General features: G+C 70.2%; 17 protein-coding genes. 5 read left to right on the top strand and 12 right to left on the bottom strand.

What is annotated here, in order from left to right; genetic code table 11:
- Positions 1-9: 9 nt before the first annotated feature.
- Together AC3RX0_RS15255 and AC3RX0_RS15250 are read left to right on the top strand one after the other, a co-directional pair.
- Complete coding sequence (locus AC3RX0_RS15255; protein ID WP_491506839.1) at positions 10-1044, top strand: LacI family DNA-binding transcriptional regulator; 1035 nt, start codon at positions 10-12, stop codon at positions 1042-1044.
- 27 nt (positions 1045-1071) lie between these two features.
- On the top strand, positions 1072-4080 hold the full coding sequence (locus AC3RX0_RS15250) for an alpha-mannosidase (protein WP_491506838.1): 3009 nt from the start codon (positions 1072-1074) through the stop codon (positions 4078-4080).
- A gap of 44 nt (positions 4081-4124) precedes the next feature.
- On the opposite strand, the gene AC3RX0_RS15245 is transcribed toward AC3RX0_RS15250, so the two are convergent.
- Positions 4125-5594, bottom strand: coding sequence for an HNH endonuclease signature motif containing protein (locus AC3RX0_RS15245; RefSeq protein ID WP_491506837.1), 1470 nt, complete (start codon positions 5592-5594; stop codon positions 4125-4127).
- A 359-nt stretch (positions 5595-5953) separates the two neighbouring features.
- On the opposite strand from AC3RX0_RS15245, the gene ddaH reads away from it, so the two are divergent.
- Entirely contained in the window at positions 5954-6835 is an 882-nt protein-coding gene (gene ddaH, locus AC3RX0_RS15240; RefSeq protein WP_491506836.1) for a dimethylargininase, read from the top strand.
- Positions 6832-8055, top strand: coding sequence for an ornithine--oxo-acid transaminase (gene rocD / locus AC3RX0_RS15235; RefSeq protein WP_491506835.1), 1224 nt, complete (start codon positions 6832-6834; stop codon positions 8053-8055). The genes ddaH and rocD overlap by 4 nt, the downstream gene beginning before the upstream one ends.
- Before the next feature lie 182 nt (positions 8056-8237).
- On the opposite strand, the gene AC3RX0_RS15230 is transcribed toward rocD, so the two are convergent.
- The 9 genes from AC3RX0_RS15230 to AC3RX0_RS15190 form a co-directional block, all read right to left on the bottom strand.
- Positions 8238-9797, bottom strand: coding sequence for a molybdopterin-dependent oxidoreductase (locus tag AC3RX0_RS15230; RefSeq protein ID WP_491506875.1), 1560 nt, complete (start codon positions 9795-9797; stop codon positions 8238-8240).
- 79 nt (positions 9798-9876) lie between these two features.
- The gene (locus AC3RX0_RS15225) at positions 9877-11301 is read right to left on the bottom strand and encodes a rhamnulokinase (protein ID WP_491506834.1); all 1425 of its coding nucleotides are present in this window, start codon (positions 11299-11301) and stop codon (positions 9877-9879) included.
- Complete coding sequence (locus tag AC3RX0_RS15220) at positions 11298-13334, bottom strand: bifunctional aldolase/short-chain dehydrogenase (RefSeq protein WP_491506833.1); 2037 nt, start codon at positions 13332-13334, stop codon at positions 11298-11300. Before AC3RX0_RS15220 ends, AC3RX0_RS15225 begins: the two co-directional genes overlap by 4 nt.
- A 17-nt stretch (positions 13335-13351) precedes the next feature.
- Complete coding sequence (gene rhaI, locus AC3RX0_RS15215; RefSeq protein ID WP_491506832.1) at positions 13352-14518, bottom strand: L-rhamnose isomerase; 1167 nt, start codon at positions 14516-14518, stop codon at positions 13352-13354.
- Positions 14519-14562: 44 nt separating this feature from the next.
- Entirely contained in the window at positions 14563-14910 is a 348-nt protein-coding gene (locus AC3RX0_RS15210; protein WP_491506831.1) for a hypothetical protein, read from the bottom strand.
- The gene (locus tag AC3RX0_RS15205; protein ID WP_491506830.1) at positions 14907-16010 is read right to left on the bottom strand and encodes an ABC transporter permease; all 1104 of its coding nucleotides are present in this window, start codon (positions 16008-16010) and stop codon (positions 14907-14909) included. Before AC3RX0_RS15205 ends, AC3RX0_RS15210 begins: the two co-directional genes overlap by 4 nt.
- Entirely contained in the window at positions 16007-17050 is a 1044-nt protein-coding gene (locus AC3RX0_RS15200) for an ABC transporter permease (RefSeq protein ID WP_491506829.1), read from the bottom strand. Before AC3RX0_RS15200 ends, AC3RX0_RS15205 begins: the two co-directional genes overlap by 4 nt.
- A complete protein-coding gene (locus AC3RX0_RS15195) occupies positions 17043-18578 on the bottom strand; it encodes a sugar ABC transporter ATP-binding protein (protein WP_491506828.1) in 1536 nt (511 codons plus the stop codon). The genes AC3RX0_RS15200 and AC3RX0_RS15195 overlap by 8 nt, the downstream gene beginning before the upstream one ends.
- Before the next feature lie 119 nt (positions 18579-18697).
- Positions 18698-19723: an autoinducer 2 ABC transporter substrate-binding protein gene (locus tag AC3RX0_RS15190; RefSeq protein ID WP_491506827.1), complete on the bottom strand. Its 1026-nt coding sequence runs from the start codon at positions 19721-19723 to the stop codon at positions 18698-18700.
- A gap of 375 nt (positions 19724-20098) precedes the next feature.
- On the opposite strand from AC3RX0_RS15190, the gene AC3RX0_RS15185 reads away from it, so the two are divergent.
- Positions 20099-21091: a LacI family DNA-binding transcriptional regulator gene (locus tag AC3RX0_RS15185; protein ID WP_491506826.1), complete on the top strand. Its 993-nt coding sequence runs from the start codon at positions 20099-20101 to the stop codon at positions 21089-21091.
- Between the two features lie 38 nt (positions 21092-21129).
- Here AC3RX0_RS15185 and AC3RX0_RS15180 read toward each other — a convergent pair whose 3' ends face one another.
- Both AC3RX0_RS15180 and AC3RX0_RS15175 read right to left on the bottom strand, forming a co-directional pair.
- Positions 21130-22860, bottom strand: a complete 1731-nt coding sequence (locus AC3RX0_RS15180; RefSeq protein ID WP_491506825.1) for a D-apionate lactonase family protein — start codon at positions 22858-22860, stop codon at positions 21130-21132.
- Positions 22860-23615, bottom strand: coding sequence for an SDR family NAD(P)-dependent oxidoreductase (locus AC3RX0_RS15175; protein ID WP_491506824.1), 756 nt, complete (start codon positions 23613-23615; stop codon positions 22860-22862). The genes AC3RX0_RS15180 and AC3RX0_RS15175 overlap by 1 nt, the downstream gene beginning before the upstream one ends.
- Positions 23616-23619 lie beyond the last annotated feature (4 nt).

The raw sequence follows: 23619 nt of genomic DNA, 5'->3' as shown, positions 1-23619 counted from the left end.
GTGGCATCGATGAGCAGCAAGAAGAACCCCGGCGCCCGGGTGACCATCCACGAGATGGCCCGGCGGCTCGGGATCTCGGTCGCCTCGGTCTCGTACGCGCTCAACGGCCGGCCGGGCGTCGGCGACGCCACCCGCGAGCGCGTCCTCGCCCTCGCGCGCGAGCTCGACTGGCACCCGAGCTCCTCGGCCCGTGCGCTGTCGCGTTCGCGGACCGAGACGATCGGCATGGTGCTGCGCCGCGACCCCGAGCTTCTGGGCGACGAGCCGTACTACATGAGTCTGCTCAGCGGGGTGGAGTCCGTGCTGTCGGATGCCGGTCTGTCGCTCATGCTGCGCATGGTCGGCACCGCGCCCGGCCGCGACCTCGACGTCTACCGGCGGTGGAGCTTCGAGCGCCGGGTCGACGGCGTCATCGTGCTGGACCGGCTCGTCGACGATCCCCGCCCCGCGCTGCTGCGATCGCTGGACATGCCGTTCGTCATGCACGGGCTGCGCATCGATCCGGCGACCGGCCGCCACGTGGTCGAGGACCTGGTCACCGACGCGTGTCTCATCGTCGACCATCTGTCCGAACTCGGCCACACCGACGTCGTCGACATCAGCGGCCCGCTGCACCTGGTCCACGAGGTCGAGCGACGACAGGCGATCGCCGCCGAGGCGGCGGTACGCGGAGTGAACGTCACGTACGTCGAAGGCGACTATACGCGCACGGGCGCCGAGCGGCTCGTCGAGCAGAACGTGGCGCAGTGGCGGAACGCGACGGCCGTGATCAGCTCGAACGACGTCATGGCCCTGGGCATCCAGCGCACGCTGATCGCCGCCGGCCGCGCCGACATGGCCCTGATCAGCTGGGACGATTCGATGCTCTGCGACATCTCCGTGCCGTCGATCACGGCCCTCGCCCGGCACCCGGGCCGGCAGGGGGAACGCAGTGCGCGCCTGCTGCTGCGCGTCATCGAGTCCGAGCCCGAGCATCCCGAAGCGGCCATCCCCAGCGAACTCATCGTGCGCGAGACGAGCGTGCGCGCACAGGCCCTCGCGTGAGGCCGTCGAGTCTGCGAACCTGAGCGCATGCACGCTGACCAGAAGCTGACGATCGGCCGCGCCACCCGCGTTCTCGCCGAGCGCCTGCGTCCCGCGATCCACTCCGACCCGCACCCGCTCGAGCTCGCGTTCCATCGCGTGAACGGCGAGCCGATCCCGGTCGCCGAGGGGCTGGTCGGCCCGTTCGAGCCGCTGCCGGTGGGCAGCGCTTGGGGCCGGGCCTGGGACACGACCTGGTTCAGAGTGACCGGCCGGGTGCCGGCATCCTTCGCGGGCAAGCGCGTCGAGGCGGTCGTCGACCTGGGATTCGACGTCGACATGCCGGGGTTCCAGTGCGAGGGGCTGGTCTATCTCGCCGACGGCACGCCGGTGCGCTCGCTGAACCCGCGCGCGCAGTGGGTGCCGATCGACCGGGATGCCGGTGAAGAGATCGAGTTCTTCATCGAGGGCGCCTCGAACCCGGTGCTGCTGGACTACCACCCGTTCCTGCCGACCGAGCAGGGCGACTGGGACACCTCCAGCGACGAGCTGCTGTACCGCATCCGCCGCGTCGACGTGTGCGTGTTCGAGCCCGAGGTCTTCGAGCTCGTGCACGACGTCGAGGTGCTGCTGCAGCTGGCCGAGCAGCTGCCCGAGGACTCCACCCGCCGGGCCCGCATCCTGCGGGCGCTCGACCGGGCGCTCGACCGCGTCGACCTGCAGGACGTGGCCGCCACCGCCACCGCCGGGCGCGCCGAGCTGGTCGAGGTGCTGGCCGCCCCCGCCGACGCGAGCGCGCAGCGCATCACGGCCGTCGGCCACGCCCACATCGACTCGGCGTGGCTGTGGCCGCTGCGCGAGACGGTGCGCAAGGTCGCGCGCACCACGAGCTCGATGGTGACGCTGCTGGACGAGCACCCCGAGTTCGTCTATGCGATGTCGAGCGCGCAGCAGTACGCGTGGCTGCGCGACGAGCGGCCCGAGGTCTTCGCCCGCGTGAAGAAGGCGGTCGCCGAGGGCCGGTTCGTGCCGGTGGGCGGCATGTGGGTGGAATCGGATGCCGTGCTCCCGAGCGGTGAGTCGCTCATCCGCCAGATCTCCTACGGGCAGCGCTTCTTCCGCGAGGAGTTCGGCGTCGAGTGCCGTGGGGCGTGGCTGCCCGACAGCTTCGGCTACTCGGGCGCGCTGCCGCAGATCCTCGCCGGCGCCGGGTACGAGTGGTTCCTCACGCAGAAGATCTCGTGGAACCAGCAGAACGCGTTCCCGCACCACACGTTCCTGTGGGAGGGCATCGACGGCACCCGCATGTTCACGCACTTTCCGCCGATGGACACCTACACCGCGCAGCTGTCGGGCGAGGAGATCGCCCGTGCCACGCGCCAGTTCCGCGAGAAGGCCGAGGCCTCGTCATCCCTCGCCCCCACCGGCTGGGGCGACGGCGGCGGCGGCACGACCCGAGAGATGATCGCCCGTGCCGCGCGCCTCGCGAACCTCGAGGGCAGCGCGCGGGTGACGTGGGAGAAGCCCGATGACTTCTTCGCGCGCGCCAAGCAGGAGCTGCCCGAGCCCCCGGTCTGGCGCGGCGAGCTGTACCTCGAACTGCACCGGGCGACCTACACCACCCAGCACAAGATGAAGCAGGGCAACCGCTTCAGCGAGCAGCTGCTGCGCCAGGCCGAGCTGTGGGCGGCGACCGCCGCCGTGCGGGTGGGGCATCCGTACCCCTTCGACGTCATCGACGCGGCGTGGCGCGAGGTGCTGCTGCTCCAGTTCCACGACATCCTGCCCGGCTCGTCGATCGCATGGGTGCACCGCGAGGCCGCCGAGCGCTACGAGCGCCTGGTGCACACGCTGCACGGCGTGATCGACGCCGCGCTCGCCGCCCTGGGCGTGCGGGCGGTGGATGCCGGGGGTCCGCCGGCCGGTCATGTGATCGTCAACCCCGCCGCCGTGCCGCAACGCGGCGTGCCGGCCGGCTCGGTCGGGGCGGCCGAGCCGCGCGCGAGCGTGCACGCCTCTGTCGAGGGCGACGCGTTCGTGCTGGAGAGCGACGCCGTGCGCATCGTCGTCGACCCCGCAGGGCACGTGACCAGCGCCGTCGACAAGGCGAGCGGCCGGGACGCGATCCCGGCGGGCACGGTCGGCAACCTGCTGCAGCTGCACCAGGACTTCCCGAACATGTGGGACGCGTGGGACGTCGACAAGCACTACCGCGGCATGGGCCGCGACATCGCCGGAGGAGCGGCGAGCCTGCACGGCGACGCGATCGTGGTGCGCACCGAGGTCGGCGACTCGACGATCGGCCAGCGCCTGACCCTGTCGGACGACGGGCGCACGCTCGTGATCGACAACTCGATCGACTGGCACGAGACCGAGAAGTTCCTCAAGCTCGCCTTCCCCGTCGATGTGTTCACCGACCAGGTCGTCGCCGAGACCCAGTTCGGCCACCACACCCGCCCGACGCACGAGAACACGTCGTGGGATGCGGCGAAGTTCGAGCAGCACGCCCAGCGATGGTTCCTGCTCGAAGAGCCCGGGTTCGGGGTCGCTTTCCTCAACGACAGCAGCTACGGGTTCGACGCCACGCGCGTCGAGCACGACGGGCGCATCGTCCAGCACGCGCGCTTCTCGATGCTGCGCGCGCCTCGCTTCCCCGATCCGCGCACGGACCAGGGCATGCAGCGGATGCGCTTCGGCCTGGTGGTCGGTGCAGGCGTCGCGGATGCCGCGGCCGCGGCATCCCGATTCACCGCGCCGGTCGTCGAAGCGGTGGGGGCGAGCGTCGAGCCGTTGGTGCGCTCGTCGAGCGACGCCGTCGTGGTCAGCGCCGTCAAGCTCGCCGACGACCGGTCGGGCGACGTCGTGCTGCGCGTGTACGAGGCGCGCGGCGGACGGGCGCGGACGGTGCTGACGCTGCCGGCGGGCTCGGTCATGGAGGCCGATCTGCTCGAGCGGCCCGGCGAGGCGGTGGCCTCGGTGCCGACGGACGGCGGCGCCGAGGTGGCACTCGAGCTGCGGCCGTTCCAGATCCGCACGCTGCGCATCCACCGGAGCTGACCGGGACACGATTCGCCGGGCGCGCCGGCCCATGCCGGATCGCGTCAGAAGGGTGCGGGATCTCGCGCGAGCTGCTGCTCGAGCCGGTGTTTCAGGTGCGGGTCGGGCTTGATCAGCTCGACGGGGTCGAATCTGACGGTGCCTGGTGGTCGGGTGGTGTGGATGCGGCGGGTGGGCGCGGTCCAGCGCAGGATCCCGCCGGCCAGCTGCTCCACGGACCAGTCCGTTTCGTGCTTGAGGGTGTGGTGGCGTTTGCAGAGATGCTCGAGGTTGCACAGGCAGGTGGGTCCGCCCTGGGCATGGGGGATGGTGTGATCGGTGTCGCATCTGTGCGCGGGACGGCGGCAGCCGGGGAACCGGCAGTGCTCGTCCCTGACCCGCAGGAACAGTTTCTGCTTCTTCGAGGGCCGGTACCGGTCGACGCTGATCGGCACCCCGGTACACACGTCGGTGAACACCCGAACCCAGGTGCGGGCCATGCCGGCGAGGTGCTTCGCGGTGTCGTCGTCGATGGGTCCGAACCCGGTGACCGCGGCCCCGCCGACGGTCGCGCCGGCGAGGGTGGTGGCGGGCACGGTGACGTGCACGGTAGGGGTGATCGCGTTGATCGCGTCGCGCCCTTCTGGGGTGTTGCCGTGCCCGTCGGCGGCGGAGGTGAGCAGCAGATCGCAGAAGATGCCGGCCATGATCTGCGCGTGCGTGCGCTCATCGAACACCGGTGCCTCGCCGGAGGCTTCGGCGTCGGCGGCGGCTTCGGCGGCGGACTCGGCTTCGGTGGCTCCGATCGGCTCGGCCGCGGCCTTCTCCGACGTGGCTTCGGCAGCGGCTCCGGCTTCGGTCTTCTCGGCCGTGTTCTGGTCGAGCTGTTCGGCGGCCATCTCGCGGATCCGGTCGATGACTCCAACGCCCTCAGCGGTGGGCACGTCCGCGGTGATCCGGGTCAGCCCCGGCTCGAGTTGCCGGGCGGTGACCTTGCGGCGTGCCACCGCTTCTCGCACGCGCCGCTGGGTGCCCTCGGGGTCCAGGCGCTCCACCAGCCCGGCCAGGGCGGGCTTGAGCTGCCCTGGCGTCATCGCGACAGCCATGTCGCGGGCGATGGACTCGTACTCGCCACGGATCGCCGCATCGTCGATCACGCCGCCCGCATCCGCGATCAGCGTCGCGTGCTCGCCGGAGAACACGCCGCAACTGGCGTCGCACAGCGTCTCGTGGAACTGGTTCATCAGCGTCCACGCGGTGGACACCTTGCGCGCGACCTGCCACTCGCTCAACCGCAGCGCGGCGCCGATCTCGGCGAACACCTCCCGCATCCCCAGCTGCGACGTGCGCGTGATCGCCCCGTCGTCCCGCGCCGCGCGCTCCCGCTCGCGCCGCTCGACCAGACCGGCGACGCGCTCGAAGAAGAACATCTCCGCCGTGAACGCCGACGCCGCCCGCTCCCGGGACGCCGCCAGCGAGTCCACGATCTCATCCAGCTCACTGATCACCGGAGACAGGCCTCTGTCCAACGTCATCGACATCAGGGTCTCCTCTCCTTTGATCTGCAGTCTCAAGAGTATCGAAGCTATGTTTGATAGTCAAGAGCGATCTTTGGTCTATCGTCAGTGATTGGCCCGCGCAATCACCGCACACGGTGCAGGGTGCCGCTCATCCGCCTTCGCTCTGGTCAGACATGAATCGAATCTATATGCGACCTCCGACATCCATCGAGCAGGTCCCGACCAGCTCACCCGAAGGTCGCTGAGAGGCTGGCCCGGGCGGCGGTGAGAGAATGGACGTGGCGTGCCCGTGTCGCATCTTCCCCATCGTGCTGGGTCGAACTTCCGCCGGGCCCGAGGACAGCGTCCGCCAATCACGTCCAGTGAGGAGCAGAATGTCCCTTTCCGAGACCGCCGTCGACGAAGCGCAGACGTCCGCGCGCATCCAGCAGCACCGTCGCTACCTGATGTGCAAACCGGCCTACTTCACGGTGAGCTATGAGATCAACCCGTGGATGCACAAGGCCGATCCCACCGACACGCCCAAGGCCGTGCGCCAGTGGCAGACGCTGTACGACACGTATCTGTCGCTCGGTCACGAGGTCGAGCTGATCGACCCGATCGAGGGTCTGCCCGACATGGTCTACACCGCCAACGGCGGATTCATCATCGACGGCAAGGCCCTGGGCGTGCGCTTCAGCGTCGACGAACGCCGCGGCGAGGAGCGGCCGTTCATGGACTGGTTCGCCGGCCACGGCTTCGAGGTCGTCGAGCCGATCGCCACGCAGGAGGGCGAGGGCGACATCCTGCTCGCGGGCGAGGTGATCCTCGCCGGCTACGGCTTCCGCTCGTCGATCGAGAGCCACCGCGAGATCGCCGACGTGTTCGGCCGCGAGGTCGTCTCGCTGCACCTCGTGAACCCGAACTTCTACCACCTCGACACCGCGATCTCGGTCCTCGATCCCGTGGTCGGCCCCGGCGGCGTCGAGCGGGCCAACATCGCGTACCTGCCGAGCGCGTTCGACGAGCGCAGCCGTGGCATCCTCGACGAGCGCTTCCCCGACGCGATCCGCGTCGCCGACGCCGACGGCGCCGTGTTCGGCCTGAACAGCGCAAGCGACGGCAAGAACGTGTTCATCTCGCCCCGCGCGACCGGGTACGACGCGCAGCTGCGCGAACGCGGCTACAACCCCGTGCACATCGATCTGTCGGAGCTGCTGCTCGGCGGCGGCGGGATCAAGTGCTGCACGCTCGAACTGCGAGGAGGCAGGTCATGACCACTCCGACGACTCTCGACACGACGGCCGTGCGGATCATCCGCGACGAGGACGAGCACGTCGCCCACAACTACCACCCGCTGCCGGTGGTGGTCGCCGAAGGCGAGGGCGTGTGGGTGACCGACGTCGAAGGCAAGCGCTACCTCGATCTGCTGTCGGCCTACTCCGCGCTGAACTTCGGGCACCGGCATCCCGCTCTCATCGAGGCCGCGACCGAGCAGCTCGGGCGCCTCACGCTCACCAGCCGCGCGTTCCACAACGACAAGCTCGGCGCGTTCGCCGCGGCCTTGGCGGACCTCACCGGCAAGGACCTCGTGCTGCCCATGAACACGGGCGCCGAGGCCGTCGAGACGGGCATCAAGACGGCGCGCGCGTGGGCGTACCGGGTCAAGGGCGTGGCGCAGGATGCCGCGACCATCGTGGTCGCGAAGGGCAACTTCCACGGCCGCACGACGACGATCGTCGGGTTCAGCGACGACCCGACGGCGCGCGACGGGTTCGGCCCGTTCACGCCCGGTTTCGTCTCGGTGCCGTACGGCGACGCCGCCGCGATCGAGGCGGCCATCACGCCGTCCACCGCCGCGGTGCTGATCGAGCCGATCCAGGGCGAGGCCGGGGTCATCATCCCGCCGGAGGGGTACCTCAAGGCCGTGCGCGAGATCTGCACCCGCAACGACGTCCTGTTCATCGCCGACGAGATCCAGGCCGGGCTCGGCCGCGTCGGCACGACGTTCGCGTGCGATCGCGAACAGGTCGTGCCCGACATGTACCTGCTCGGCAAGGCGCTGGGCGGCGGCATCGTCCCGGTGTCGGCGGTCGCGGCGAACCAGGATGTGCTGGGCGTCATCCACCCCGGCGAGCACGGGTCGACGTTCGGCGGCAACCCGGTCGCCGCCGCCGTGGGACTCAAGGTCGTCGAGTTGCTGAAGACCGGCGAGTTCCAGAAGCGCGCGGCGCTGCTGGGCGAGCACCTGGCGCAGAAGCTGAACGAGCTGATCGGCCACGGCGTCACCAAGGTGCGCGTGGCGGGGCTGTGGGCCGGTGTCGACATCGACCCGTCGCTCGGCACGGGCCGCGAGATCGCCGAGCGGCTGCTGTCGCGCGGTGTGCTCGTGAAGGACACGCACGGCCAGACGATCCGCATCGCGCCGCCCCTGACGATCCGGGCGACCGAGCTCGACTGGGCGGTAGAGCAGCTCACGCTCGTGCTCGCCGGCTGAGGAGTCATGCGGCTCCGAGTCGCGTGCCCAATCCATAGTGATTCGGCGAGTCCATGGCCCAGCGCATATGGATTCGCCGAATCCCTATGGATTCGCAAGGGCAGGCGGGGCGGCCGACGGCGCGTGGGGGATTCGCGAGGGCAGGCCGATGCGTGTCGCGGCGGCGCGCCAGGCGCGCGGGCTCACGCCACGTGCACGCTGATGGCGGGCCAGCCCGACGCGCCGTCGGGCACGGGCGGGGCCTGACGGGCCGTCTGCAGCTGCCCGCGCCGGTTCGTCGCGCGGCACCGGATGGTGTGGTCGCCGGGCTCGGCCCGCCAGGGCAGGCGCCACTGCACCCACGTGTCGTCCGAGATCGCGGGCGCCAGCTGCGCCTGCTGCCAGGCTCCGGCATCCACCTGCACTTCGACCTTCGACACCCCCGTGTGCTGCTGCCACGCGACGCCGGCGATCACCGTGTCGCCGGCCGGGACGTCGCCGGTCGTGCGCGGCACGTCGATGCGCGACTCGAGCTTGATCGGGCCGCGCGGCGCCCAGCCCTCGTTCGTCCAGTACGCCGTCGCCCGGTCGAACCGGGTGACCTCGAGGTCGGTGACCCACTTGGTCGCCGAGACGTAGCCGTAGAGGCCGGGCACGACCATCCGCACCGGAAAGCCATGCTCGGGCGGCAGTGGCGCGCCGTTCATGCCCACCGCGAGGATCGCCGCCCGATGGTCGGTGAGCACCGGCAGGGGAGTGGATGCCGTGAACCCGTCGATCGAGGTCGACAGCACCATGTCGGCGTCGGGGTGGGGGCCCGCGCGGGCGAGCAGGTCGCGGACCGGGTAGCCGAGCCACTTCGCGTTGCCGATGAGGTTGCCGCCCACCTCGTTCGACACGCAGGTGAGGGTCGTCCAGCTCTCTTCGAGGGGGAGGGCGAGCAGTTCGCGCCACGTCACGGTCACGGTGCGATCGACCATGCCGTGGATGCGCAGCGACCACTGCGCGGGGTCGACCTGCGGGACGAGCAGGGCGGTGTCGACGCGGTAGAAGTCGGCGTTCGGTGTGACCAGCGGGGCAAGGCCGGGGATGCGCAGGTCGGCGCCGGCGGGAACCGCGGCGGCAGGGCGCACCGGCGCCGGCAGGCGCAGGGCACGGCGTGCGGCATCGGCGGCGCGGGCGCCGGTCTGCAGGAGCGCCCCGCCGGCCGCGGCGGCCACCCCGACGAGCGCGACGGCGGCGGTCACGACGAAGAAGCGGCGACGATCGATCGCGGGCGGCGCTGTCTGCGGCCCGGCCGGCCGCGGCATCGAGGCTCGCGGGCCTCGTGAGACATCGGCGGCGCGCACCAGCAGGCCGATCGCGAACGCCGCGACGGCTGCGGCGAGCGCCGACGGAACCCAGGCCGCGGGCGAGGCATCCGCCCGCGTCGCCGCCGCGACGATGCCCGCGACGCCCAGCACGCCGCACAGCAGTGCGCCGGTGCGGGGGATGCGGGATTCGAGGATGCCGAGGCCCGCCGCGATCGCGAGCAGCACGATCGCGATCCCGATCAGCAGCGCGGCCTTGTCGGCATGGCCGAACACGGCGATCGCCATCTGCTTCGCCCACCCCGGCGAGAGGTCGATCAGCGCTGCGCCGATGGCCGCCATGGGACTCGACGACGGCGCGAGCCACGCGGCGACGAGCTCGCCCGCGCCCGCGCCGAGCACGACGGCGGCGATCCCGGCAAGGGCTGCGCGCAGCCTCGATGCGCCCACGATGCCGAGCCTACGACCCCCGGCGGCACGCGGGGCGGATCGATGGGCTGCGTCACGCATCCGTGCCCGGTCGTGCGTGTGCTCACCGGACGCGCGGTGCGAACGTCACCGGAGGGTGGGTTCGCGACACCAGCGCCCGCAGGTCTTCGAGCGTGGCATCCGCACCCAGCCAACCGTGCACGCGGGCCTGGACGAGGACGTTGCCCAGGGCCGTGGCCTCGACGGGGCCGGCGTGCACGACGAGCCCCGAGCCATCGGCGGTCGCCTGGCACAGCAGCCGGTTCAGCGACCCGCCGCCGACGAGATGGATGCTGTCGACCCGGCGTCCGGTCAGCGCCGCTGCGGTGCGCACGGCGTCGACGAACGCCGCCGCGATGCTCTCGACGATGGTTCGGATCAGTGCCGGACGGCTCTCGGGCACGGCGGTGCCGGCGGCGCGCAGCACTGCGGCGATCCGTGCCGGCATGTCGCCGGGGGTGCTCAGCGACGCGTCGTTCGCGTCGAAGCGCGGGATGTCGCCCGTCACCTCGGCCGCCGCGGCGAGCAGCGGCGCCAGCTCGACGGCCGCGGCATCCTCGTCCTCCCACGCCCGCACCGTCTCGTTCAGCAGCCACAGACCGGTGACGTTGTGGAGGAAGCGGATGCGCCCATCGATGCCGAGCTCGTTCGTGAAGTTCGCGTCGCGGGCAGCGTCGCTGAGCACGGGGGAGGGGAGCTCGAGTCCCACCAGTCCCCACGTGCCGCACGAGATGTACGCGGTGTCGGGTGAGGTCATCGGCACGGCAGCGATGGCCGAGGCCGTGTCGTGCGATCCGACCGCGATCACCGGCAGCGCGGCGCCGATCTGCGTGGCGGCGGGCCCGCGCACCGTGCCCAGGGGCGTGCCCGGGTCGACGAGCGCGGGCAGGATGCCGTCGTCGATGCCGAGTCGCGCGGCCAGCTCGCGATCCCACTCGCGCGTGTCGACGCGCATCAGCCCGGTGGTCGACGCGTTCGTGCGCTCGGCGACGCGTGCGCCCGTGAGCAGGTGGGCGACGAGGTCGGGGATCAGCAGCACGGTGTCGGCCTGGCCGAGCCGGGTGTCGGCGCTCAGCTGGTACAGCGTGTTGAAGGCGAGGAACTGGAGGCCGTTGCGCCGGTAGAGCTCGTCGAACGCCACGATCGCGTGGACGGCCTCGACCCCGCGCGCGGTGCGGTCGTCCCGGTAGTGGAACGGCGGCCCCAGCAGGTGGTCGTGCCGCAGCAGTCCGTAGTCGGCCGCCCACGAGTCGATGCCGATGCTGACGATCGCGGGCTCCCGACGCACCGCCTCGGCGAGGCCGACGTGGATGTGCGCGTACAGCGTGTCGAAGTCCCAGTGCAGCCCGTCGGCGCCCTCGACCGGGCCGTTGGGGAAGCGTGACACCTGCTCCAGCTCGAGTGTGTCGGGCCCGACGCGGCCGATCATGACTCGGCCGCTGGTGGCGCCCAGATCGACCGCGGCTATCGCGCCGGCCGGTGCGGTCATCGCAGGAAGGCGGCGGCGACGCCCGAGTCGACGGGGATGTGGACGCCGGTGGTGCGGGAGAGTTCGGGGCCGGTGAGGACGTAGACGGCGTCGGCGACGTTCTCGGGCACGACTTCGCGTTTGAGGATGGTGCGGTTCGCATAGAACCTGCCGAGGTCTTCTTCTTTGATGCCGTAGGTGGCGGCGCGTTGCGCGCCCCACCCGCCGGCGAAGATGCCGGAGCCGCGGACGACGCCGTCGGGATTGATGCCGTTCACGCGCACGCCGTGTTCGCCGAGTTCGACCGCGAGCAGGCGCACCTGGTGGGCCTGGTCGGCTTTCGTGGCGGAGTAGGCGATGTTGTTCGGGCCGGCGAACACGCTGTTCTTCGAGGAGATGTAGATCACGTCCCCGCCCATACCCTGCTCGATCAGGGCCTTCGCCGCGGTGCGGGAGACGAGGAACGAGCCTTTCGCCATCACGTCGTGCTGCAGGTCCCAGTCCGCCTCGGTGGTCTCCAGCAGCGGCTTCGACAACGACAGGCCGGCGTTGTTGACCACCAGGTCCACACCCCCGAACGCGAGCACGGTCGCGTCGATCGCGGCCCGCACCGCGGCGGCGTCGGCCACGTTCGCGGCCACCCCGATCGCAACGTCGGTGCTGCCGAGCTCGGCGGCCACCTGCTGTGCTTTGGCGAGATCCAGGTCGGCGACCACGACGCAGGCACCCTCGGCGGCGAGCCGGGTGGCGATGGCCTTGCCGATCCCCGACGCCGCCCCGGTCACGAACGCGATCCGGCCTTGGTGCGTCTTGGGTTTCGGCATCCGCTGCAGTTTCGCCTCTTCCAGCGCCCAGTACTCGATCCGGAACTTCTCCGCCTCGTCGATGGGCTGGTAGGTCGACAGCGCCTCGGCGCCGCGCATCACGTTGATCGCGTTCACGTAGAACTCCCCGGCGACCCGCGCGGTCTGCTTGTCCTTCCCGTACGAGAACATGCCCACCCCGGGCACCAGGACGATCAGCGGGTCGGCGCCGCGCATCGCCGGGGAGTCCGGGGTGGCGTGCCGCTGGTAGTAGGCGGTGTAGTCGGCCCGGTAGGCCTCGTGCAGCTCTTTCAGGCGGTCCAGGGATGCCTCCACGGCGGCGTCGGCAGGAAGATCGAGCAGCATCGGCTTGACCTTCGTGCGCAGGAAATGATCCGGGCAACTCGTGCCCAACTCCGTCAATGCGGGGGCCTTCTCCGACGCGAGGAATTCCAGCACCACGTCGGTGTCGGTGAAATGCCCGACCATCGGCTTGTCCGTGGACGCGATGCCCCGGATCGTGGGGGCCAGGGCCGCGGCCTTCGCCCGCCGCTCCGCGTCCGGCAGCGCCGTGTACCCGGCGCGAACTGCGCCGAACGGGGTCGGTGCGCCGTGCTCCTGGATGTAGGCCTGCGCGGTGCCGATGATCCACAGGCTGTTCGCCTCGGCCTCATCCGACGTGTCCCCCCACGCGGTGATCCCGTGCCCGCCCAGGATGCACCCGACCGCGGCCGGGTGCTGCTGCTTGATCGCGGCGATGTCCAGGCCCAGCTGGAACCCGGGCCGCCGCCACGGCACCCACACCACCTTGCCCCCGAAGATCGCACCCGTCAGTGCCTCACCGTCCGCGGCGGTCGCGATCGCGATCCCCGCGTCCGGGTGCAGATGATCCACGTGCGCGGCATCCACCAGAGCGTGCATCGCGGTATCGATCGACGGGGCCGCCCCGCCCTTGCCGTGCAGGCAGTAGTCGAACGCGGCGACCATCTCGTCCTCACGCTCCACCCCCGGGTACACGTCCACCAGCGCCCGCACCCGATCCACGCGCAGCACCGCAAGACCCTCCGGCCGCAACGTGCCCAGATCGCCACCCGAACCCTTCACCCACAACAGCTCCACCGGCCGCCCCGTCACCGGGTCCGTCTCGACCCCCTTCGCCGACGTGTTCCCCCCGGCATAATTCGTGTTCGCCGGGTCCGCACCCAAGCGATTGCTGCGCGCGATCAACTCGACGACGGTCTGATTCGACATGATGTCCTCCATCGCGTTCACGCGCCCCAGCCGGCCTGCGTGCCGCCGATGCGGTCGGCCTCGACCTGCTCCTGATACCCGGATGCCGCGTAGGCGGCCATCGGGTCGGCCGGCAGCCCCCGCGACTCGCGCCACGCGGCCAGCGCGGGCCGCACGTCGGACTGGAACGCGTCCATGAAGATCGCGTTCGCGGCGAGCACGTCGTTCTCGGCCTGCGCGGCGTCGAGTGCCGCGCGGTCGAGCAGCAGGGCGCGGGCGGTCATCTCCTGCACGTTGAGCACCGATCGGATCTGCCCGGGGATCTTCTTCTCGATGTTGTGGCACTGGTCGAGCATGAACGCCACGTCGGGGCTGTTCAGCCCGCCGCCGCGGACCACCTCGACGAGGATCCGGAACAGCTGGAACGGGTCGGCGGCACCGACGATGAGGTCGTCGTCCGCGTAGAACCGGGAGTTGAAGTCGAACGAGCCGAGGCGGCCGAGGCGCAGCAGCTGCATCACGATGAACTCGATGTTCGTGCCCGGCGCGTGATGCCCGGTGTCCAGGCACACCCTCGCCCTGTCGCCGAGCGCGGACACCTGCACATACGAGGTGCCCCAGTCCGGGACATCCGTGTGGTAGAAAGCGGGCTCGAAGAACTTGTACTCCAGCACGAGCCGCTGGTCGTCGCCGAGCCGCTCGTAGATGGTCTGCAGCGAGTCGTGCAGACGCTCCTGCCGGGCGCGCATGTCGCCCTGCCCGGGGTAGTTCGTGCCGTCGGCGAGCCAGATCTTCAGATCGCGCGACCCGGTCTGGTCCATCACGTCGATGCACGCAAGATGGTGGTCGATCGCCTTGCGGCGGATCCGCTCGTCGTTGTGGGTGAGAGAGCCGAACTTGTAGTCGTCGTCCTGGAACGCGTTGGAGTTGACCGTACCCAGGCGCACGCCCAGGTCCTCGGCGTGCCGGCGCAGCGCTGCGAAGTCGTCGACCAGGTCCCACGGGATGTGCAGCGCGACCGACGGGGCCAGGCCCGTGTGCTCGTGCACCTGCGCGGCATCCGCGATCTTCTCGTACGGGTCACGTGGCGTGCCCTGTGTGGTGAACACCTTGAACCGGGTTCCCGAGTTGCCGAACGCCCAGCTGGGCAGCTCGATCGCCTGCTGCTCGAGGGTGCTGAGGATGTCGGGGGTGAGCGTGGTCATCATGTACTTCTTTCGGGGGTTCGGCGCGGGGCGGACGCGGGGCGTCAGGAGTACGCCCGCGAGATGTGCGCCGCGATGAACGATCTCGCCTTGCGGGCGAGATCGTCCTCGCGCTCCGCAGTGGACGTACGGGAGATGTCGGTGGATTCGTCGAGACCGAGAGAGCCTGAGATCGCGAGACCGAACTCGTCGGCGATCACGCGGCGCGCGTCCGCTCCGCTCACGCCCTCGCCCACGGAGAGCATCGGCAGCTCGAGCAGCGCGTAGCCAGCCTTCTTCGCGCCCTCGGCTGCGACGCGGATCCCCTCGGCGTCCATCTCGCCCGCGAACACGTTCGCGTGGATGCCGATCGTGGGCGTGCTCGGGCCTTCCCCGGGAGTCTGCACAGTCATGTCGTCCTTCGCGTCTTCACGTGGATCCAATGGAACAGTCGCGTGCGCAGTGAGCTGTCGGCGATCGCAGCGATCAGCAGCACCACGCCCAGGGCGAGGAACTGCAGCTGCACGCCCATGTTGCCGGGAACCAGGAGGAGCAGGGACGAGTCGAGCCATTGGATCAGCAGCGCAGCCAGCAGCACGCCGCTGAGGCGCCCGACGCCGCCCGTGATCGCGACTCCGCCGAGCACCGCGATCGTGATAGCGGGCAGCGCCATGCCCGATCCGCTCGTGCCGGCATCGGCGCGAGCCGAGGCGAACTGCGCCACCGTGTAGATGGCCGCCACGCCGCTGATCAGCCCGGCCAGGACGAATGCCAGCAACTGGGTCGCGCGGACCTTGAGCCCTACCCACTGTGCGGCCGTCCAATTGGTGCCGATCGCGTACAGATTGTTGCCGTAGATCGTCCGGTTCAGCAGCACCCAGGTGACGACGGCGACCGGCAGAAGGAACAGGAACAGGCCGATCGGGATCGGCGGCACGAATCCGCCCACGAGCGGAAGGGGGCGCGGAGCGACGGCGTCGAACATCTGGGTGATCCGCTGGCCCGAGATGGGCTGCGCATTCGTCATGACCAGAGAGATCGACTCATAGGCGTAGAACGTCGCGAGAGTTGCGATGAGCGCGGGGAACCTCAGGTAGGCGGTCAGCACTCCGTTGATCAGACCCAGGACGCCGGAGAATCCGAGCGCGAGGACGACGGCCAGCCACAACGGGATGTCCAGGGTCTGGTAGAGGACCCCGAAGATCATTCCGCACAGCGACACCATCGCGCCCACCGAGAGGTCGATCGCGCCGCCTCCGGTGGCGATCACGAACAGCTCGGCGATGGCCAGCAGCGCGATCGGTATGTAGTTGGTGAGGGTCGAGGCGAGATACGAGGCGCTGAAGGCCTGCACGTTGAGGTTCTGCGTCTTGATGAGGTACATCAGCACGATCAGCAGGACGATCAGGCCGACGAGCAGGGCATTGCGGCCGCCGATGGCGCGCCAGGAATGTCTGCGCGGCCGGGCCGGCGTCGTCGGCATCGGGCCTTCACGCGTCGCCTGCGATGTCATTCTGCTCGCCTCCTGAGCTGGGCTCGAGCGATGTCCACGCCGACCGCGATAATGATGAAGATGCCGACGAACAAGGGCGCCAGTTGCGACGGCCAGTTGAGCTGGGTCACCCCGTTGGTCACCGACTGCACGAGGACCGCCCCGAGGAATGTGCCGATGACCGATCCGCGGCCGCCCACGATCGATGTGCCGCCGATCACCACCGACGCGATCACCAGCAGCACGTCGCCGTTCCCGACGGATTGGTCGAGCGTCGAGGTGCCGCTGGCGATGATCGCGCACGCGCCGAGGCCGGTCAGCGCCCCCGTGACCAGGTAGATGATGAACAGACGCGTGCGGACGGGGACGCCGGCGAGGCGGGCCGCGTCGGGATCGTTCCCGATGGCGTACAGGCTGCGGCCGAATCGCGTGTAGCGCAGCATCCACCACGCCGCGGCCACCGCGATGAGGGTCACGATCAGGATGGAGGGGACGCCGAGGATGCGACCTGCGCTGCCCGGCCCGACCACGGCGAGGGTGTCGGGGATGTTGTTCACCGTGCTCGAGTTGAAGACGGCGTAGCCGATGAACAGGAAGATGTTCCACGTCGCGAAGGTGATGATGATCGGGTGGACTCCGGTGGTCGACACGAGCAGCCCGTTGAACGCGCCGAGCACCGCGCCGCAGACCAGCGCTGTGAGAAGGACGAGCAGCAGCGGCATGTTCCACGCGACCATGAGCTTTGCGACGACCACGGCGGTCACGATGAGGACGCCCTCGGTCGAGACGTCGATGCCGGCGGTGATGATCACGAGCGTCATGCCCACGCCGGCCAGGGCGATCGGCGCCACCGACACGAAGAGCGGGCCGATCGATGCGGGGGAGAGGAACGAGGGCGTGAAGATCCCGAGCAGCACCCAGAGGACGGCGACGACGGCGATCAGCACGTACTCCTGGCCGGAGAGGATGGGGCTGAGGAAGCGCCGGCGCGAGATCACGACGCGCGCGGCCGGGCGGGGACTGTGCGGGGCCGTGTCCTCGGTCTGGGTCTGATCAGTCATCGTCGGCGCCGCCCGTCTCTTCGGCCGTCTCTCCGGCCGCCGCCGTCAGGATGTCGGCCTGGTCGGTGTTCGCGGGGAACTCGTGCACGAGCTGGCCCTGCCGCATGATGAGGATGCGGTCCGAGATCCGCTGCACCTCGCCGATGTCGGTGGTCAGCACCAGGACGGCGGCGCCGTCGTCGGCGAGCTGGACGATGAAGTCGTAGATCTCCTGCTTCGCGCCGACGTCGACGCCCTGGGTCGGCTCGGAGAGGATGAGCAGCTTGGGCGGGGTCACGAGCTGTCGCGACAGGATCACCTTCTGCGCGTTCCCGCCCGACATCGCGCTGACCAGCTGTCTCTCGCTGGGCGTCTTGATCGCGAAGCGGGCGATCCCCTCGTCCGCGATCGCGCGGGCCCGAGTGGGACTGACCAGGCCCGGGAAACGCGACAGCTTGGACAGCGAGCCGATCGTGATGTTGAATCCAACCGACTGGAAGCTGAAGATCCCGAACGTTCCCCGGTTCGAGGGGAGGAGCCGGATCCCGCGGCGGCGCGCGCCCGCTGTCGTGCGGATGTGGGTGGTCCTGCCGTTGGCACTGCGTATCGTGGCCGTGCCGGAGGACAGCCGCTGCATCCCGAACAGGACGTCGCCGATCTCGTGGACGCCCGATCCGACCAGTCCGTAGATCCCGACGATCTCGCGGGCGTGCACGGCAAGGCTCACGTCGCGCAGCAGCGTGCGCGTGGACGCGTTCTCGAGCGCGGCCACGACGGGCCCGGCGGCGGGCCGCTCGGCAGGATCGACGCCGAGGTCGCGGTTGCCGACCATCATCTCGGCGATCTCGCGGATGCTCAGTCCCGCCATCTCGCGGCTCGTGATCGTCGCACCGTCTCGCATGATCGTGATGCGGTCGGCGACCCGGGGCAGCTCGTCGAGGCGGTGCGAGATGTAGATGATCGAGACGCCGTGGGTGGTGAGGTTGCGGATCACCCGGAACAGGATGGCGATCTCGCTCTCGGCGAGGATGGCGCTGGGCTCGTCGAGGATGAGCACCTTGGCGTCCCCGAAGAGGGCCTTCGCGATCGAGACCAGCTGCTGGTCGGCGATCGTGAGCGAGCCGGCCGTCATCGTCGCGACCTTGGGATCGAGGCCGACGGTCGTCAGCAGGTCCGTGGCCAGCGGGGCCTGCTGCGACCAGTCCACCATCGGCCCCTTGGTGACCTCGCGGCCGATGAAGAGGTTCTCGGCCACGGTGAGGTCCTTGAACAGCCGCGGCTCCTGGTAGACCGTGCGGATCCCCGCCTGCATCGCGTCGGTCGTCGACCGGACTCGCAGATCCTCGCCGTCGAGGGTGATCGTCCCGGTGTCGGCGTACTCGGCCCCGGAGAGGATCTTGATCAGCGTCGACTTGCCGGCGCCGTTCTCGCCGACCAGGGCCATCACCTCGCCGCGTCTGACGGTCAGATCGGCGTGCCGGATGGCGCGCACGCCGCCGTAGTGCTTCGAGATCCCGGCCATCTGGAGCCGTTCCTGCGAGACGTCCATCGCTCTCCATACCGCGGGTGGGGCGGCCGCCGTGCCGCTGATCCTGGTCGATCCATGGGGGCCGATCCATGGGGGCTGATTCATGGAGCCCGGGACGGCGGCCGCCGACGAGGTGACGGTCAGTAGTTGAACTGCCCCACGTTGTCCTTGGTGATCAGCAGGGGGTCGCCCAGCAGCAGGATGTGCGTGCTGGCGTCGTAGGAGACCCCCTTGATGTCACCGACGGTCGGGCTGGCGGGAATCGTCTTGCCCTCGGCGAGCTGCACGCCTGCCCATCCGGTCAGGTAGCCCAGGTTCTCGACGTCCCACAGGACCGACACGGTCGATGCGCCCGACTTCAGGTACGGTGCCATCGACTGGGGCGTGCCCAGGCCGTCGGTGAAGATCTTGCCGATGTTGTGGGTGTTGGCCACCGCCTGCGCCACAGCCGGGGCGCTGGACGTGCACTGGCCGATCAGGCCCTTGAGGTTCGGGTGCGCGTTGATCAGGCTGGTCGCCATCTGGGTCGCCTTGTTCTGATCCTCACCCGCATAGACGGTGTCGACGAGCTTCATTCCCGGATAGTTCTTCGCGATATACGACTTCTCGACGGCGATCCACGAGTTCAGGTTCTCTGCGGTCTGTCCGCAGGAGACGATCGCCCATTCCCCGGTGCCCTTCATCGCGTCGCCGAGGCCCTTCGCGATGGCGTTTCCGAGTGCGGTGTTCGTGGCCTGTTCGACGAAGAGCTCGCGAACGGAGTTCGGCGCATCCGTGTCCGTCGTGGCCACCTTGATCCCGGCGGTCTTGGCCTGCTGCAGAAGCGGGGCCATGGAGTTCGGGTCATTGGGTGCGACGAACAATGTGCTGACGTGCTTCTGGATGAAGGACTGCACGATGTTCGCCTGGGCCGCCGCATCCGCGGTCGTCGGGCCCTGATACTCCCAGGTGAACCCGAGGTCCTTGGCCGCTTTCATCCCGCCGGTGTTCATGGCCTGGAAGTACGGGATGCCCTGGAGTTTGGGGACGAACGCCACCGTGATGTTCTTGGCCTGGGCGTTTCCGCCAGATGCGCCCGAGTTGCCGGGAGAAGCGGACTGCGAGCAGCCGGCGAGTGTCAATCCCGCGACGACCGCGGCCGTCACGGCGAGGAGTGCGCGCTTCATGGACATGGGAGAGTCTTTCGTTGATTGCGGGAACAGGTGCGAGCGCCTCGATGGGTGAGGCGCATGTGTGGGGCGAGGCGTCTTGAATGGATGCCTCGGCGAGACGGAATGCTTCGAGTCATTCCTCATCGCCCGTCCTCACGCGGCCTCCGGAGGCGGACGCGGGGCGGACGAGGCCTGATGCACACAGAGCCGGCTATGCCGACGGGCGTCTGGATGGCTTCATAGGTTCCACAGTTTCTGTTGTCGTCGATGACATGGCAGCGCCGCAGGTTGTGGTGTGTCGTAGCGGTAGGCTAGCAGTTGAATTGAGACGTTTCAATAGGACTGTTCTTATAGCCTGCTGGGTAGTCGACCATGAAGGGGAGGCTCGTCGTGGGGGCGAGTGTCAAGGATGTCGCGGCGCTGGCGGGCGTGTCGGTCGGCACCGTCTCGAATGTCCTGAATCGGCCGGAGAAGGTCTCGACGGCGACGGCGGAACGGGTGCGTCAGGCCATCGCCCAGCTCGGATTCGCCCGCAACGATGCGGCACGGCAGCTGCGCGCGGGCAACAGCCGGTGCGTCGGATTCGTCGTGCTCAACGTCGCCAACCCGTTCTTCGCGCAGGTGCTGCACGGGGCCGAGGACCGCGCGGCCGAATCCGGTCTCGCGGTGCTGGTCGGCAACAGCGCCGAGAACGTCACTCGAGAGAAGGCCTATCTCGAGGTGTTCCGCGAGCAGCGGCTCGCAGGGGTGCTGATCACCCCGGTCGGCTCGAGCCTCGAGCTGCTGACCGGGCTCGCTGAATCCGGCACTCCCGTGGTCCTGGTGGATCGGGAGATCCCCGGATTCGACGGTGACGCCGTGACGGTCGACGACGTGCAGGGCGGCTGGATGGCCACGCGGCATCTGATCGAGGGCGGCCGGCGGCGCATCGCGTTCGTCGGCGGGCCGCTCTCGCTCGCCCAGGTCGCGAACCGGCTGACGGGGGCGCGTCGGGCGGTCGCCGAGGCGCCCGGAGTGACGCTCGAAGTCCTCGGCTACGGCGCCTCGACGGTGCTGGACGGTCAGCGGGCGGGTGAGGTGCTGGCCGCGCGGCCCGCGCACGAGCGTCCCGACGCCGTCTTCTGCGCGAACGATCTGCTCGCGCTGGGTCTGATGCAGACCCTCCTCGTCGGCGGTGTCACGATCCCGGGCGACATCGCGCTCATCGGCTACGACGACATCGACTTCGCTGCGACGTCGATCGTTCCGCTCAGCTCGATCCGTCAGCCTGCCACCGAGATCGGCGCGGCCGCGATGGAGCTCGCCCTGCGCTCGCACCGAGACTCCCCGCGCACCATCCGATATGTTCCGGAACTCGTGGTGCGCGATTCCACACGGGGGTGAGGTCGCAGAACGCGCTCGCGCCCGGAGGGCGGGGCCGGCTATCGCACGACGGCCTGCGTCCAGCATCCGGGCTCGAGCACGACGTGAAGGCGGCGGCGCGGGGTCCGGATGTCGAGGGTGCGCGCGGTGTCGTCGAGATTGGCGACCAGCACCGTCTCGTGCTCTTCGCCGGCGCCGCCGATCGCCCAGACGGAGCCGTCGGGGCTCGCCCCCTGCAGCAGTCGCGTGCCGCGCAGCGCGGCCAGGGCGCGCACGGCAGCGGCGGCCGGCCGATCGCGGCCGTCGCCCGTGCGAATGCCCCGGGGTCCCCATTCCTCGAAGAACGCGATCGAGGCCACGCCCGGCACGGCAAGGGCAGCGGCTGCGGCGATCGTCCAGGCGGCGAGCTGCTCGGCATCCTGCCGCTCGTCGTCCGCGTCGACGAACTGTGCACCGTAGCCGTCGCGCAGATCGTCGTGGTCCGGCATGCGCGCCGGCGTCGTCGCGACGTCGTTGAACCGCGGTCGCAGCGTCACCGGGCCGATGTGGACGGGCGTGCCGCCGGCGAGGCCCACGGCCTGTGCGGCCACCAGTCGCTGCATGGCCGGCGACTCGACGAGCTGCTCGGTGCCCAGGCTGTGGAACAGCGGCGTGATGGCGAAGACGATGCCGTCGAGGTCTTCAGGCAGGCGGTGGCGCTCGCGATTGAGCTCGGTGAAATGCGATCTCGCACCCCCGACGACCGGGACGGCGATCCCCGCCTCGGCCAGTGCGGTCCGCAGCGCGGCCGTCGCGTCGCCGTCGGAGACGTGCCGCGCCGGTCCGGTCGGACGGAAGGCGGCGACGCGGTCGAGCCGACGGCCGCGCAGCGCCTGAGCCCCGGCGGCGATCGCCGCGGGATCGGCGTCCGACAGCACGAACCGCACGTCCAGGGGCAGCCCCGCGCTGCCCGCGCGATCCAGGGCCGCGCGCCAGGTCGGTGTGGCCAGGTCGAGCTCGACGAGCACCGCCGCGCCCACCGGGTCGAAGCACGGCGCCGGATCCGGCGCCGTGGCCGCGCCCAGCGCGATCTCGGGGAACGCCGCCGCCTGCTCCAGCACGATGACATCGGTCGGCGCGGTGGATGCCGAAGGGGGCGCCGTCCGCGCGCGCACCTCGACGCTCTGCCGCACGTGCGAGCCGGCGGCGAGAAGGTAGGGGAACGGGAGCGCCAGCGGGCGGTTGTACGTCTTGAACGAGGCATCCGTCCAGTTGCGCTGGTCCTCCATCTCGAACACGTCGCCGGCGAAGCGCACATCCACCTCGAGTCCGCCCGCCGTCCAGGCGAGGCCCGCGATGTCCTTCATCGGCTGGTGCGGACTGATCAGGGTGGGGAACCGGGTGGTCTCGAGCGCACCCGTCGAATGCCGCACCCGGGCCTCGGCTCCGGCGACGCCCGGAGGATGCAGGACGACCAGACCGGTGCGGTTCGTCCAGAACTCGTCACGGACGACGAGATCCAGATCCGCGGTCAGGCCGGACGCGGTCGCGGACACGCGCAGCGTCCCGGCGAGGTGCCCATCCAGACCCTCGGTGTGCACACGCAGCAGCAGGCCGTGGTCCTCGGTGTCGCCCTCGGTGAGCTCGTCGACCACGAGCGTCGCCGTCGCCCAGTCGCGATCGCGCACCACCGCGCGGATGCCGCGCAGCGCGATGCGGCCGTCGAACGAAATGTCGGCGAGCTCGTCGCCGCGCAGCGCGAGGGCCCAGGGGCCGCTCGCCCAGGTGCGGGAGGGGTGGCGCCAGCCCATCAGAGCGTCGACATCCCGCCGTCCACGGCGAACAGCGACCCGGTCGCGAACGCGCCGTCGTCGGAGGCGAGGAACACCATGATGCCCTCGACGTCGCGCGGCGCTCCGGCGCGCCCCAGCGGGATGCGGCCGATGATCGCCTCCCGCGCCGCGGGGTCGTCGGTGATCGTGCTGACCAGCGACGTCTCGGTGTAGGCGGGGACGACCGTGTTGACCCGGATGTTGTCTTTCGCATACGCCGCCGCGACCGTGCGTGCGAGACCGTGGATGCCGGCCTTGGTGGCGCTGTACGCGGTGAAATCGGCGCCCTCGCCGTTCAGCCCGGTCGGGCTGCCGGTGAGGATGATCGAGCCGCCCCCGCGCTGCAGCATCGAACGCACCGCGTGCTTGATCGTCAGGAACGTGCCGGTCAGGTTGATGTCGACCGTGCGCCGCCAGACGGCCAGGTCGAGGTCGGCTGCCTTCGCATCCTGCCCGAACAGCTGCACGCCGGCGTTGGCGACCACGACGTCGGGCGCCCACCCGGCCCCTTCCAGCTCGCCGAACGCCGCGGCGACCGACGCTTCGTCCGAGATGTCGACCACGATCGCCCGCGCGTCCGCTCCGAGCGACCCTGCGACGGCGGTCGCGGCATCCTCATCTCTGTCGGCGATGACCACCCGCGCCCCCTCGCGGGCGAACCGCTCGGCGATGCCGCGCCCGATGCCGCTGGCCGAGCCGGTGACCAGCGCCGTCTTGCCCCGAAGCGATGCCATGGCG

The sequence above is a fragment of the Microbacterium sp. W1-4-2 genome (assembly GCF_058349885.2).
The sequence above is the reverse complement of the archived record's forward strand: the minus strand, read 5'-3'. Positions and strand labels throughout refer to the sequence as shown.